The organism is Paraperibacillus marinus, from assembly GCF_046237605.1.
Taxonomy (GTDB): Bacteria; Bacillota; Bacilli; order Bacillales; family DSM-1321; genus Paraperibacillus; species Paraperibacillus marinus.
Genome location: NZ_CP143542.1, coordinates 1,418,298 through 1,432,310, shown reverse-complemented (window position 1 = coordinate 1,432,310; position 14,013 = coordinate 1,418,298). Strand labels below are relative to the sequence as shown.

Genomic DNA, 14,013 nt, shown 5'->3' with positions numbered 1-14,013 from the left:
TGTTCTCTTATTTAATGAACTGCTGTTTAGCGGCGGCGGTTCAAAATGTTTCTTCCATTTTGAAGAAAGGTGTTTGTTGATGTCCTGACGCTTTCGATTCTCTCTTCTGCCATTAAATCCGCGGCCCTGTAAGTCGGGATGGAATCGCGTTTTGCAATTTCAATGACTTTTTCAATGTTATTGTAAATAAGCTCGACTTTTTTCATGGCCCGTTCGCGGTTATAGCCATAGAGCTCATCTGCCACATTGATGACTCCGCCGGCATTGATGACATAATCCGGTGCGTATACGATTCCCAGTTCATGAATCAAATCTCCATGCTTGGTTTCCTTCAGCTGATTATTGGCAGCTCCGGCGATTACCTTAGCTTTTAACATAGGAATCGTTTCATCATTGATGACGGCCCCAAGTGCACAAGGAGCATAAATGTCGCAATCCACGCTGTAAATGTCCTCAGGATCAACAGCCTTTGCCCCGAATTCCTCGACTGCCATGGCAACTGCTTCTTTATTGATATCGGTCACAATCAGCTGAGCTCCTTCTTCATGAAGGTGGCGGCATAGATTGTAAGCGACATTGCCTACTCCCTGAACGGCAATTACTTTGCCTTCAAGCGAGTCATTTCCAAATGCCTCCTTGGCTGCTGCCTTCATTCCGCGATATACCCCGTAGGCAGTTACCGGAGAAGGATTGCCGGAAGAACCGAACGCAGGAGAAATACCTGTTACATATTCGGTTTCTTCATGAATCAGATCCATATCCGCCACTGTTGTGCCTACATCCTCTGCCGTGATGTAGCGGCCGTTCAAGCCCTGGATATATCTTCCGAATGCCCGGAACATGGCCTCATTCTTATCTTTTTTAGGATCGCCGATGATGACGGTCTTTCCACCCCCAAGGTTCAGGCCGGCTGCCGCATTTTTATAAGTCATCCCGCGTGATAAGCGGAGAGCATCCTCGATTGCAGCAGCTTCCGAAGCGTATGTCCACATGCGTGTTCCACCAAGAGCAGGGCCAAGTGTAGTGTCGTGTATCGCAATGATGGCTTTTAGGCCTGAACGTTTATCCTGACAGAATACAACCTGCTCGTAGTCATAAGTTTCCAGATACTTGAAGATTTCCATGTAAAAAAACTCCTCTCGAGTGCTAATTATTATAGTTGGTTATTTGATGCGGAACAGATGGCCATGGCAAGCGAGTAAAGCTTGCTTTCGGCAGAATCTGACCGTGATGTCAGCACGATGGGCGCACTTGCCCCGCTGACTACCGCCCCTACCTTGGCATGGGCAAAGTATATCAGTGATTTGTACAGGCTGTTGCCTGTTTCTATATTCGGTACAAGCAGGATATCCGCCTTCCCTGCAGCTTCACTGTGGATCCCCTTATGTTCTGCAGCCTCTATTGAGACGGCATTATCCAGTGCCAGCGGCCCGTCTACCAGACATCCCTTGATCTGTCCCCGCCTGTTCATTTGGGTGAGGAGGGCGGCATCCAATGTCGCCGGCATCTGCTGGTTGATCAGTTCAACCGCAGCCAGTACCGCTACCTTAGGGGTGTGGATCCCGATTGAACGGGCAAGTGCAGCGGCATTATTGATTATTTCTGCTTTCGTTGATAAATCGGGGAGAATATTCATAGCGGCATCCGTGATCAGCAGAAGTTTTTTCTGTCCAGGTATCTGGAAGGCCGCTGTATGCGAAAGGATTCTGCCAGCCCGCAGGCCCCACTCTTTATTGAGCACAGCCTTCAGGATGATTGCCGTGGGGATGCCGCCCTTCATCAGGACTGAAGCTTCCTTGTTCCTGACCGACTTGACGGCAAGCTCTGCTGCCGTTTCAGCAGAATCAGCATGTATAATTGATATTTTCGGATCGTCAGAGAGTCCTTTTTTCCTGCGTTCAAGCAGGAATCTGGTTTTTTCCCCATTTCCAAACAACTTGAAGACAGCTATATTTTTTTCTGCCGCGGCTGCAACTGCCTCGATGACATCTTCATCCTCCGAAGCTGCGACCGCTACCGTCGAAACATCTGCGTTCCCTGCCTTGATGAGCAATGCGTCTAAATCCATCCTTGCAACTCCTTTTGAAGAAATCTTGCCCCACTGTCTTATTATGCAAGTTCCGTGCCAAGTTAAAAATCACTGAAATGTAAGGGATTACTTTCGAAGATTCACGCAATTGATTGCATAGTGCGCAAATTATTGCATGCCGTTTGTTTCAATCCCTAATTTCTCCAGCTTATAATACAAGCTTCTAATGGACAATCCGAGTGACTTTGCAGCAGCTGTTTTATTGCCCGAATGATTTTTAAGTGCTTCCTTTATGATTTCCCCTTCATATATATCCAGCTGTTCAGACAGCTTCCTGCCGGGCGGCCGTGAGGAAGGAGTCCCGGCACGCTGCAGCTGTCCATCCAGACCAGGGATATAGACATTTTCAAGCACCGTCTCCTGCAGCCCCATAAAGATGATGGATCTTCCAAGGATGTTTTCAAGCTCGCGTACGTTGCCCGGCCAGCTGTATTTCCCGAGCACTGACAAGGCTCGGCTGGAAATGCCTTCAATACTCCGGCCATACTCCTGGTTCAGCTTTTGGATTAAATATCTGCTCAGCGGCTCGATATCCTCCATCCTGTCCCGGAGGGGTGAGATATGGATAGGCATCCGGTTCAGACGAAAATACAAGTCCTCACGGAACTCACCGGTGGTTATGGCTTTTTCGAGATTCACATTAGTCGCGGCAATGATGCGGACATTGATTGGTATCGCCTTTGTTCCGCCTACTTTCATGATTTCCCTTTCTTGAAGGACACGCAGCAGTTTGGCCTGAATGCTGGCCGAAATTTCTCCGATTTCATCCAGGAAGATGCTGCCGTTATTCGCTTCCTCAAACAAGCCCCTTTTTCCGCCCCTTCTGGCCCCTGAAAAAGCGCCTTCTTCATATCCGAATAATTCACTTTCAAGAAGAGTTTCAGAAAGAGCCGCACAGTTCACCCTGACAAATTTGTTGTATTTCCTGTCGCTCGCATTATGTATGGCATGGGCAAACAATTCCTTGCCAGTACCGGATTCCCCTCGCAGAAGGATTGTCGCAGGTGTGCTGGCAGCAAGACGTGCCTGTCCAATAGCAATTTCCATCTCTTCTGATTTTCCGATGATATCTTCAAACGAATACTTAGCCTCCAGAGTGCGGATGATCTGCCTTGCCCGGTCGAGCTCCCTGGTCAGGCTCTGAATTTCAGACATGTCATGAATAACTCCTACACTGCCCTTCAGCCTCCCATCCACTATGATAGGAGCTACATTCACCACCACTTCCTTTTTATTGGGGCCTACCCGCATTTTTGCCCCTCTCACTGACCTCCTGGTCTGTAGCACCTTCATATGCATGCTTTCTCCTTCATGGATATCGGCTTCTGCCGGGAGGCCGATGACTTCCTCTTCCTTAAGGCCGGTTATGCGGGTATAAGCCGGATTGATCATGATTCCGCGGCCTTCCTCATCCACAACCGAAATCGCCTCATCGCTCGAGTGGATGATGGCCTGAAGCATCACCTGGATAGATTTGAGGTTAGTTATTTCTTCAGCGAGCCCGACTACCTCCGTTATATCCTTGAACACAGCAAAGGCACCGATGCTTTCCCCATTTTCATTGACCATGGGCATCCGTGTGGTTATGATCTTTGTGCCATTCTGCAGCAGCTGCTCTTTATTCGCCTCTACCCTGCGTGAATCCAGGACCTTTGGCAGACGGCTTGTTGGAATGACTTCCAGGACATTTTTCCCGAGTGCGTCACTCGGCGATACTCCGGTCATTCTTTCTGCACTCTTATTGAATAGAATGATGCGGCTCCATTTATCTATGACAAGCATTCCGTCATCGGTGGAGTCAAAAATCATATTATATTTATGGGCCTGCTCCTGAAGCTTGGTAATCAGGCTCTCTTTTTCAAGGAACACCTTCGTCATGATTTGGGCCACTGTCCCCGGGACCAGGACGGTCTCCCGGGATTTATATTGCCGGATGCCCTGCAAAACTTCATCATCCCCGGTCACTTCAAATACAATGTCCAAAGATTCCGAAAAAAATCCCCGCCAATCGCTGCTCACCGGTATTCCATGCCTTTTGGCAAGGCTGATTCCCGGTGCTCCCTCATTGATGTCCACCATCCCGGCGACGAATAAGGAATCAATATCCAGCAGGATTTTCAGGATGGCTGTCCCGCCTTTTCCAGCACCTACAATCAGTACCTTTTGCATCTGTCTGCTTCACTCCTGGGTAGCTTGCAATTTTTTTCATGCTGTTTACGCAAATTCTTTCACAGTATAAATTGTAAACGAATCAGCAGCACCTTGACAAATTTTATATATAACTTATGATTTTAGGTAAGACAACTGTTAAGAAGGGAAGCCCTCATGAAGAGACTTATCGCAGTATTAATCCTATTCATCCCCGGCGCTCTGGCCGTTTATGGAATAAAGTTGATGCGCGACATGCTTTTTGCAATCCAGCAGCCTCCTTTCCCTGCACTCTGGCTTCAATTTTTGGCCGGCCTTATCTTTTGCGCAGGCGGAATCGGCTTTGTAGCCGGTTTTGTCCTTCACCGTGACAGAAAGCGCAATAAAGTGCAGGACCGGTTTAAGATGGGCAGCGGGCAAAAAGGCAGCTGACATAAAAAATTCCCCGGCGCGCTAAAGCGGCCGGGGATTTTTTATTGGGCTCTGCCTCTTAATTTTTCTCTGAGTGCGGCAGCTGCCGCCGGAAAATCCGTTATGATGGCACTGCAGCGCATGCGGAACAGATTTTCCATCTGGGCTTCATTGTTAATGGTATAGGGGCGGACGGCAATACCGGCTGCCATGGAGTCGCGGATAATAGAAGCATTGACTGTTTTAATGCTTGGGTGGATTCCCCTGCCCCCGATTGCCTTCGCATACACCCATGGCATATATAATCCATTGCTGTAGAGTGGTGCCACTTCTATCTCAGGGGCGAGCATGTGACAGTGAACAATGCTGTAATGATTGAAGGATGAAATGATGATGCGTTCTTCAAATCCATATCTCCTGATCATTTCGATGACTTTTTCTTCCATGCCTGGATACAGGAAAACTCCATTTTTCAGCTCTATATTGCAAATCAGGTTTGTATCCTTGAACCAATCCAAAAATTCGGCAAGAGACGGGACGTCTGTTTTCCCATAAGCTGATTGAAAGCTGTGGCTTGCGTTCAGCTTCTTAATTTCAGACAGAGTCATATTCCTGACATAGCCCCTGCCGTCTGTCGTGCGGTCCACCTTTTCATCATGGATAATCACAGGCTTCCCATCCCTCGTCAGCTGTACATCAAGTTCAATTCCTTCTGCACCGCTGGCTAAAGCTGCCGTGAATGAAATCATTGTGTTCTCCGGATGAGTGCCCGCAGATCCCCTATGTGCAAAAATCTGTGTCATTCTTCCCCTCCTCCTTCTAAGTTTCCCTATTACCCAATATACCGTAATTAACTCTTTTTATGTCCGCTAAAGCTGCCCGTTTTTTACCCAGACAAAAAGCACCCATGCTGAACTGCACCCCAATTGTTAGACATGATCTAATAATTGGAGGTGCAGTTTTTATTTATGACTAAATATACAAGTGATGTAAAAATAAATATCATTCAAGGCTATAACCAGAAAATAATATCTCAAAGCGAATATGCAAAACAAATGGGTGTTCCCAGAGCCCAATTTCAATATTGGTTGAAATTATATGAATTACATGGGGAAGATGGGCTGAAAAACTCCTATACAAACGGTCCTGCTAGTTTTAAACTTGATGTACTAAACTACATGGTTCAAACTGGTGCGACATTTATGGAGACTGCAGCCCTCTTTAAAATCTCTAGTTATACAATGGTGTATGATTGGCAGAGAAAGATGGAGGCCGGTGGTCTAGAAGCCCTTGAACCGATTCAAAAGGGGCGTCCATCTATGAAAGGTAAGTCTAATAAACAACCTAAACAATTACCAGTTGAAGGATCTGTAGAGGCACTCGAATTGCGCATTAAACAACTAGAAATGGAAAATGAGTATTTAAAAAAGTTGAATGCCTTAGTTCAAAACAAGGAAAAATCACCAAAAAAGACAAAGCGCAAGTAGTCTATGAATTAAGGCATGAATACCCGGTGAAAGAACTCGTCAAGCTCGCTGATATTCCACGCAGCACCTATTATGACTTAGTGAAGAAAATGAATCGGCCAGATCCAGATCGCGACTTGAAAGCTGAAATCAAGGCTATTTATGGGGAACATGACGGCCGTTATGGTTACCGTCGAATACGTGATGAATTAGCGAACCGTGGACAAAAGGTAAACCATAAAAAGGTCCAGCGTATTATGAAAGAACTTGGGATAAAATGTTTGGTTCGGATGAAAAAATATAAATCGTATAAGGGAACGGTAGGAAAAATCGCACCAAATCATTTAGATCGTCAATTTAAAGCGGATTCCCCAAACCAGAAGTGGGTCACGGATATTACAGAGTTTAAGTTGTTTGGTAAGAAGCTTTATTTATCGCCTGTATTGGATTTATTTAACGGGGAAGTCATTACATATACGATCGGCTCTAGACCCACCTACTCCCTTGTTTCGGAGATGCTAGGGAAAGCTCTAGAACGCTTGCCGGAAGATCATAAACTAATGATGCATTCGGATCAAGGCTGGCATTATCAGATGAAACCATATCGTCATGCCCTCCAGGAAAGAGGAATTAAGCAAAGCATGTCCCGTAAGGGAAACTGTTATGATAATTCAGTTATGGAGAATTTCTTTGGAATCATGAAATCAGAATTTCTTTACTTTAAGGAATTTAAAAGTATAGAGCATTTTAAAAAAGAACTACAAAAATACATACAGTATTATAATACGAAACGGATGAAGGCAAAATTCAAAATGAGTCCGGTACAATACCGGACTCATTTTGAGCAAGCTGCCTGATGTAATAACCGTGTCTAACTTTTAGGGGTCACTTCATGCACGGGTGCTTTTTAGTGCCTATCAAGATTCCTAACCCTTTCAAGAAGCCTTATGCTCGAGGCGGAGCTTATCGGCCACCATGGCAATGAATTCCGAATTTGTCGGCTTTGCTTTTGTCATGCTCACCGTATAGCCGAAAAGCGAAGAAATGGAATCGATGTTCCCCCTGCTCCACGCCACTTCGATTGCGTGCCTGATAGCCCGTTCTACGCGGCTTGCGGTTGTATTGTACTTCTTGGCAATATCAGGATAAAGGACCTTCGTGATAGACCCGAGCAGTTCTATATCGTTATAGACCATGGAAATGGCTTCACGAAGATACAGATAACCTTTAATATGCGCAGGAACTCCGATTTCATGGATGATGCTTGTAATGCTGGCATCCAGATTCCTTGGCTTTGAATCGTGCTGGGATTTATATGAAAATGATGAAGGCTTTTTCAGCAGGCTATTGCTTTTTCCGCTGATCTGCCTGACATTGTTTGCCAGGTTTTCCATATCAAAAGGCTTGAGTATGAAGTAAGAAGCTCCAAGGTCCACCGCTTTTTTGGTCACATCTTCCTGTCCAAAAGCTGTCAGCATGATTACATTCGGATGGGAATCCATTTTGATGTCCCTGATTTTCTCAAGCACACCCAGTCCATCAAGATGGGGCATGATGATATCGAGAACAAGCACATCCGGCTCGACCTGGCTCAGCATCTGGAGGCAGTCCTGGCCATTATGCGCTACACCTATCACTTCCATATCTTCCTGAGACGAAATATATTCTTCAAGGAGACCAACCAATTCCCTGTTATCATCCACAATACACACTTTAATTTTTTTCAACCTGGATTTCCTCCTCTAGACCTCTTATTGTCTATTTTCTATTCTAAATTAAGTTTTCGACAATGCAACTCAAAATCCTTTTAAATTTTAAAAAAAGAGAAAAAATAACGATTTATCTCTATATAGCTCCTGATTTCTCGTGATTTCGACCAGATTCGATTAATTGTCCGGTGTTTGTCGAATTTTCTTGTATTAAAAGAAGCAGGCCGCAGCCTGCTTTCCAGTCAACTCGCCTTGGAGGCAGAGTGTTTTTTATTATATATATTGATGCCTGCTTCATGCAGCATCCATTCAATATGGACGCCATATCCGCTGGTTGGATCATTCACAAATACATGAGTCACTGCGCCAATCAGCTTTCCATTCTGGATGATCGGACTTCCGCTCATCCCCTGGACGATCCCTCCGGTTTTATCGAGCAGTTCCGGATCGGTCACTTTCAGGACCATCCCCTTTGTCGCAGGAAATTTTTGCGGGATACTGCTGACAATTTCTATATTATATTTTTCAACTTTATCTCCATCCACAACTGTCAGAATCTGGGCGGGACCTTCCTTTACCTCATGAGATAAGGTGATTGGGAGAGCCCGGTCCATGATGTTATTATTGACCTGGGAATACAGTTTGCCGAAGATCCCGAAAGAGCTGTTCTTATTGATGTCCCCGATGATCTTGTGATCGGAGGAAAATCTGGCCAGCTTTTCCCCGGGATCACCGTGGCTTCCCTTTTCAATGGATGTGACCGTGGATCTGACAATCTGTCCATCCTTAACGACAATCGGCCTCTTGGTATCCATATCTGATATAACATGGCCGAGAGCCCCGTACTTTTTTGAATTGGGATCATAAAAGGTCATGGTGCCGATTCCCGCTGCAGAATCCCTGATATAAAGTCCGAGTTTATAGACTTCTTCCGACTGATCCTTCAGCGGCATCAATTCTGTTTTGAACCTCTTGTTTTCATTTTCACGAAACACGCTGAGTTTCAAAGGCTTATGCTGTTCGCCGGCCGCTTTGACAAACGGGGCAACGTCCTCCATTTTCCGGATGTTTTCCCCATTAATTTCAGTGATGATATCACCGACCCGCACACCAGCTTTCTCTCCCGGTGACTTTTTTCCCGAGGGAGTTGAGACTAAGTGATGGCCTACTACCAAAACGCCAAGAGTATTAAGCTTCACTCCGATTGACTGGCCGCCGGGTATGACCTTGAAATCCTTGAGGACCTCTATATCGACTTTCTTGATGGGAAGGCCGGCAAAATCCAGGAGAAGTTCATTTGTACCCGGCTTATCAGCGCCGAGAGTCAAAGAATTTTTGCTGTCCTGTATATTCATATTGCCATTTGAAATAGAGGCAGATACCGAAAGAGCTTTTGGTATTTTATAGTCCTGTCCTTGAAATAGGACAATTTTTTCAGGAATGGCTAAATAATTCTTCAATGTTTGGTTAAAACCAAGTAGTAAAAGTGATACAAGGAGAAGGCCGCCAATAATTCTTTTTATCCAAGCTGATTTCAATCCATTCACTCTCCTCGCTTCTAGTCCACACTCACTTTTAAGGCTACACTGTTAGATTAGCCCTACCAGCGGCCATTTATAACCGGGAGCAAAAATAAAAGCTATCCGTTTATGGATAGTATTTGAAATATGACCAAGCGGGTATTTCAGAAGAATGAGGTTATGGTTCACATTCCTTTTGGGGGGACGAATAAGTAAAATTAGAATAAAGGGTATGAATGAACCCATGGATAGTCATTCGCAATATCAACACAACCTGCATCGGATGGACATCATTAAAATCGTTAAAAATGGTTGACTCTGCCTTGCTGGACAATAGAAAGAATGCCCAATATTGGGAGAACGTTAAAAAGCTTCGAATGTTATTTCTTACATGATTGGCCCAGCAAAGGAAATAATATTCCTTGTAAGTTAATTGAAGGAGTGATTCTATGCCATTCGGAGCACATGAAACAATGGAAGTACATGAATGTTTAATGGAAAAAGTAAATATGCTTAATCAATTTAATTTCTACTTGAAGCAGGCAAAAAATCCTCAATTAGTCGATATGATCATACGCCATCAGCAGGAAGAAATCCGTTCATATAATGAAGTGCTTGCATATACCCATGATTATAATAGGTTTACCCCGATTTCCCCTAATACAAATATAAGAGGAATTGAACCTCAGCAGATACATTATGGTGTTCAAAACCCTCCGCCGCTGCAGCCAGAATCTTCATTGAATCAGCTGGGTGACAAGGAAGTGGCAATAGGCATGCTGCTGTGCCATAAAAATGCTGCAAAGAATTCTATGTGGGCCACTCTGGAAACAGCCGATCCCAACCTGAGAAAGCTGCTCTTAAATTGTGCGGCAACCTGTGCAAACCAGGCTTATGAAGTCTTTTTATTCATGAATCAAAATGGAATGTACCAGGTACCAGAGATGAATAGCGAGACAGCTAAAACTTTCCTTCACAGCTATGTGCCTACAGGGAAAGAATTGGAAAATACCTATTTTGGGCGCCAGGGTCAAAACCAAGCCTTTTCTGGACAGTCTAAAGGACAAGGAGCATATGGCCCCACTGGAAGCAATCAAGATTTTAATGTGAACTCTTCGCAAAGCGTGCTGTATGGCGGCAACCAGGAAACAGGACGCCAGCAGTACCCACATACAGGAAATCAGGGCTTTGCAGGCAGTCAGGGAGCTGCACCATACGGCAGCCAGCCTTACGGCAGATAATGGACTAAACTATGAATCCACCCGGTAATCCGGGTGGATTTTGAATTAGTCCGCTTCAATGAACATACGCCGAAAAAAAAAGCCTTAAAAAGCACTGTTTATCAATGCTTTAAAGGCTTTTTCACTTGCTTAACCGCTGTTGCATTACATAAAATAAAAAGAATTTTGAATCAGGCGCTTTTAATCTGGCTTGCCAGGTGCAGCAGTTCTTTTGCATGTTCTTTGGTCAGCTCTGTGATTTCAACGCCTGAAATCATCCGGCCGATTTCATTGATTTTTTCTTCTTCACTCAGCGGATCGACTTTTGTCTTGGTCCGCCCGCTCTTTGTCTGCTTGGAGATGAACAGATGGGTATCGGCCATCGCAGCTACCTGCGGCAGATGCGATATGCAGAGCACCTGAGATCCAATGGAAACTCTGTATATCTTTTCAGCCATCGACTGGGCCACACGGCCGCTGACACCGGTATCCACTTCATCAAAGATGATGGAGGTGACACCCTGATGTTCAGAAAAAATGTTTTTCAGTGCCAGGATGATCCTTGAAAGCTCCCCGCCTGATGCAATCTTCGCGAGCGGCTTCAAAGGCTCCCCGGGGTTTGTGGAAATGTAAAATTCCACATGATCCATTCCGCTTCTTTGAATTCCTTCAGGCCCATCCTGCCCGGATGCTTTATGATGAAAATGGACTTCAAAAACTGTTTTCTCCATATATAAATCCTTCAGTTCCTTGTGAATCTGCACAGTGAGCTTTTTAGCATATTTTTGGCGGAGCTGGGAGAGATTCTTCGCTTCAACCAGAAGGTCTTTCCGGATGGAAGACAGCTCCTTCTCAATTTTCGCGATATGCGTTTCACGATTTTGGATGGTTTCGATTTCTTCTTCAATTCCGGCCGCATACTCAAGAATATCTTCCACAGTCCTGCCGTATTTTCGTTTCAGGCCATTGATTTCATTAAGCCTGCTTTCAATGAAATCAAGGCGTTCCGAATCAAATTCCAGGGAATCCAGCTGGTTCCTGATGGACGAAACAACATCCTCCAATATGTAGAAACTGTTAGCTGCATTTTCCTGAATGCCGCTGTAATCCTCATCGAGTGATGCCGCTTCTTCAAGCTGGCTGACAGCCTGGCCGACCCAGTCAAGGCCCCTCTGCTCCCCGCCAAGTGTATGATAGGCAGACTGAAGAGCTTCATGGATCCTCTCAAAGTTAGATATTTTCTGCTTTTCCTCTGTAAGCTCATCATCCTCTTTGATCTGGAGCGCCGCCTTATTGATCTCATCGAACTGAAATTGAATCAGATCCAGCCTGTGTGCCATCTGCTGCTCATCCTGATTCAGGCTCTTAAGCTGTCTGGCACTGGCTTCGTATCTTTTATACAATTCCTGATATTCCAGAAGTGCATCTCTTATCTCAGCACCCCCAAAATAATCGAGGAGAGGCAGGTGGTGATCCGGGTCCATAAGCTCCTGGCTTTCATGCTGGCTGTGTATATCGATGAGCGAGCTGCCTATTTCCCTTAAAATCGCAATGGTCACAAGCTTGCCATTTACCCGGCAGACACTTTTTCCTGAGCTTGATATATCCCTGCGGAGAACAACCATGCCATCGCTGATATCCACGCCGAATTGCGCTGCTTTCGCATGAATGGGATGATTTTCGTCATCAATCTGAAACAGACCCTCAAGCTCCGCCTTCGTCTCTCCGTGCCGGACAAATTCAGAAGAGCCTCTCCCTCCTACAAGGAGACTAATGGCATCTATGATGATGGACTTACCCGCACCAGTCTCCCCGGTCAAAACAGTCAAGCCCTTTTCGAAAGAAACAGAAAGGGCTTCAATTATTGCAAAGTTTTTAATCGACAATTCCGCTAGCAATTTCTGCACCCCACTTTGTTAGAGCATGTCCAAAAATCGATTTTTGATGATTTCGGTATCTTCAGGTGTCCTGCATATAATCAGGCAGGTATCGTCACCACAGATCGTGCCCATGATTTCCTCCCAATCCAGGTTATCCATCAAGGCACCGATGGCCTGTGCGTTTCCGGGCAGTGTCTTCATGACAAGAAGATGGCTTGCCGAGTCGATGCGCACAAAAGCATCCATCAGATTCCGCTTCAGCTTCTGCAGCGGGTTGAAACGCTGATCGGCTGGGAGGCTGTATTTGTAGCGCCCATCCATGAGCGGTACTTTAACCAGATGTAGTTCTTTTATATCACGTGAAACGGTCGCCTGCGTTACATTATAGCCGCCTGCTTTCAGTTCATCGACAAGGTCATCCTGGGTTTCAATATCGTTATTCGCTATGATTTCTCTTATTTTTATATGCCGCTGCCCTTTGTTCATGCAGTATGAGCACCCCTCAACTAATACTTATATACCGTTATGTTAGCGTTTTTACCCAAAAAGCACAACTTTCTGTGCATATTTATAAACAGCCAAACTGCTTCCAAATAAAAAGCCGGCACATTAGCGGGAATTCCCCTGGTCGACAGGACTCCCGCATTTTTGCCTCTCTCGAATTCAGAGCCAAATACACAGTGCCCGGCGGACAGCAGTATTCCCGCTTAAAGCCAGCTTTATCATAAATCCTTGTTTTCTTTTTGTTCCTTGAATGTCTGATGTGCGCTAAGGACGATTTCGTCAAGAGAAAGGCCTGTTTTCATTTCTCCCTGCTCCTTAGGTCCATCCCAGTACAAATGAAGCAGAAATTCAATGTTCCCGTCTCCACCGGTGATGGGCGAGAAAGACGCCCCTTTAACATCATAACCTTGTGCCAGTGCAAAGTCTGAAATTTTCTGCAGCACCTCTTTATGCACTTTGCTGTCCCTGACAATCCCCTTTTTCCCTACCTGCTCCCTGCCGGCTTCAAACTGCGGCTTAACAAGGGCTGCTACATCACTTCCCGGCAGCAGCAGGGTTTTCAATACTGGAAGTATCAAGGTAAGAGATATAAAGGATACGTCAATCGATGCAAAATTGGGCATATCCCCGGCCAGGTCCCCAGGAGTGACGTACCTGAAGTTGGTCCGTTCCATAACAATGACCCTTGGATCCTGCCGAAGCTTCCAGGCCAGCTGGTTATATCCTACATCGAGTGCATAGGACAGCCTGGCACCATTCTGAAGTGCACAATCAGTAAATCCACCGGTTGAAGAACCGATATCAAGGAGCACTTTGTCCTTCATATCCAGTCCGAAAACCTGCAAAGCCTTTTCGAGCTTCAGCCCTCCCCGCGAAACATAGGGCATCACTTTCCCCTTGAGCGTGAGAGGGGCATCAGCCGGAATCTTTTCGCCAGGCTTATCAAGCCTTTGTTCATTTGAATAAACAAGTCCTGCCATGATGGACCTTTTTGCTTTTTCCCTGGTTTCCGCCAGCCCTCTTTCCACCAGCAGAACATCAAGTCGTTCTTTTTTTATTTTCATGC

At 45.5% G+C, this 14,013-nt stretch carries 12 protein-coding genes; 3 read left to right on the top strand and 9 right to left on the bottom strand.

The window, feature by feature from the left end; genetic code table 11:
* Positions 1-26: 26 nt before the first annotated feature.
* The 3 genes from bcd to V1498_RS07255 all read right to left on the bottom strand — a co-directional run bounded on the left by bcd (position 27) and on the right by V1498_RS07255 (position 4,258).
* Complete coding sequence (gene bcd / locus V1498_RS07265) at positions 27-1,124, bottom strand: branched-chain amino acid dehydrogenase (protein WP_409297873.1); 1,098 nt, start codon at positions 1,122-1,124, stop codon at positions 27-29.
* A 29-nt stretch (positions 1,125-1,153) separates the two neighbouring features.
* A complete protein-coding gene (gene yqiS, locus V1498_RS07260; protein WP_409297871.1) occupies positions 1,154-2,068 on the bottom strand; it encodes a phosphate butyryltransferase in 915 nt (304 codons plus the stop codon).
* Between the two features lie 129 nt (positions 2,069-2,197).
* On the bottom strand, positions 2,198-4,258 hold the full coding sequence (locus tag V1498_RS07255; protein ID WP_409297870.1) for a sigma 54-interacting transcriptional regulator: 2,061 nt from the start codon (positions 4,256-4,258) through the stop codon (positions 2,198-2,200).
* Between the two features lie 156 nt (positions 4,259-4,414).
* Between V1498_RS07255 and V1498_RS07250 the strand changes: the two genes are divergently transcribed.
* Positions 4,415-4,669 (top strand): DUF2627 domain-containing protein, encoded by a 255-nt coding sequence (locus V1498_RS07250; protein ID WP_409297869.1) that lies wholly within the window; start codon positions 4,415-4,417, stop codon positions 4,667-4,669.
* Positions 4,670-4,710: 41 nt separating this feature from the next.
* Here V1498_RS07250 and V1498_RS07245 read toward each other — a convergent pair whose 3' ends face one another.
* Complete coding sequence (locus V1498_RS07245) at positions 4,711-5,451, bottom strand: glycerophosphodiester phosphodiesterase (RefSeq protein WP_409297868.1); 741 nt, start codon at positions 5,449-5,451, stop codon at positions 4,711-4,713.
* Positions 5,452-5,616: 165 nt separating this feature from the next.
* On the opposite strand from V1498_RS07245, the gene V1498_RS07240 reads away from it, so the two are divergent.
* A protein-coding gene (locus tag V1498_RS07240; protein WP_409293746.1) for an IS3 family transposase occupies positions 5,617-6,971 on the top strand; the annotation gives its coding sequence in 2 pieces (ribosomal slippage) (positions 5,617-6,070 and positions 6,070-6,971; 1,356 coding nt in all).
* A 78-nt stretch (positions 6,972-7,049) separates the two neighbouring features.
* Here the strand turns inward: V1498_RS07240 and spo0A are convergent.
* Positions 7,050-7,841, bottom strand: coding sequence for a sporulation transcription factor Spo0A (spo0A, locus tag V1498_RS07235; protein ID WP_409297867.1), 792 nt, complete (start codon positions 7,839-7,841; stop codon positions 7,050-7,052).
* A 224-nt stretch (positions 7,842-8,065) separates the two neighbouring features.
* Complete coding sequence (gene spoIVB, locus V1498_RS07230; protein WP_409297865.1) at positions 8,066-9,361, bottom strand: SpoIVB peptidase; 1,296 nt, start codon at positions 9,359-9,361, stop codon at positions 8,066-8,068.
* 431 nt (positions 9,362-9,792) lie between these two features.
* Between spoIVB and V1498_RS07225 the strand changes: the two genes are divergently transcribed.
* Positions 9,793-10,584: a spore coat protein gene (locus V1498_RS07225; protein ID WP_409297864.1), complete on the top strand. Its 792-nt coding sequence runs from the start codon at positions 9,793-9,795 to the stop codon at positions 10,582-10,584.
* Positions 10,585-10,754: 170 nt separating this feature from the next.
* Here the strand turns inward: V1498_RS07225 and recN are convergent, their stop codons facing one another.
* The 3 genes from recN to V1498_RS07210 form a co-directional block, all read right to left on the bottom strand.
* The gene (gene recN, locus V1498_RS07220) at positions 10,755-12,461 is read right to left on the bottom strand and encodes a DNA repair protein RecN (RefSeq protein WP_409297862.1); all 1,707 of its coding nucleotides are present in this window, start codon (positions 12,459-12,461) and stop codon (positions 10,755-10,757) included.
* An 18-nt stretch (positions 12,462-12,479) separates the two neighbouring features.
* Complete coding sequence (gene ahrC, locus V1498_RS07215; RefSeq protein ID WP_409289183.1) at positions 12,480-12,929, bottom strand: transcriptional regulator AhrC/ArgR; 450 nt, start codon at positions 12,927-12,929, stop codon at positions 12,480-12,482.
* 236 nt (positions 12,930-13,165) lie between these two features.
* A complete protein-coding gene (locus V1498_RS07210; protein WP_409297860.1) occupies positions 13,166-14,011 on the bottom strand; it encodes a TlyA family RNA methyltransferase in 846 nt (281 codons plus the stop codon).
* Between the last annotated feature and the right edge of the window lie 2 nt (positions 14,012-14,013).

Excerpts from the sequence above, each read along its gene's own strand:
- bcd (WP_409297873.1), bottom strand. The coding sequence starts at position 1,124 with ATGGAAATCTTCAAGTATCTGGAAACTTATGACTACGAGCAGGTTGTA.
- yqiS (WP_409297871.1), bottom strand. The coding sequence starts at position 2,068 with ATGGATTTAGACGCATTGCTCATCAAGGCAGGGAACGCAGATGTTTCG.
- V1498_RS07255 (WP_409297870.1), bottom strand. The coding sequence starts at position 4,258 with ATGCAAAAGGTACTGATTGTAGGTGCTGGAAAAGGCGGGACAGCCATC.
- V1498_RS07250 (WP_409297869.1), top strand. The coding sequence starts at position 4,415 with ATGAAGAGACTTATCGCAGTATTAATCCTATTCATCCCCGGCGCTCTG.
- V1498_RS07245 (WP_409297868.1), bottom strand. The coding sequence starts at position 5,451 with ATGACACAGATTTTTGCACATAGGGGATCTGCGGGCACTCATCCGGAG.
- V1498_RS07225 (WP_409297864.1), top strand. The coding sequence starts at position 9,793 with ATGCCATTCGGAGCACATGAAACAATGGAAGTACATGAATGTTTAATG.
- ahrC (WP_409289183.1), bottom strand. The coding sequence starts at position 12,929 with ATGAACAAAGGGCAGCGGCATATAAAAATAAGAGAAATCATAGCGAAT.
- V1498_RS07210 (WP_409297860.1), bottom strand. The coding sequence starts at position 14,011 with ATGAAAATAAAAAAAGAACGACTTGATGTTCTGCTGGTGGAAAGAGGG.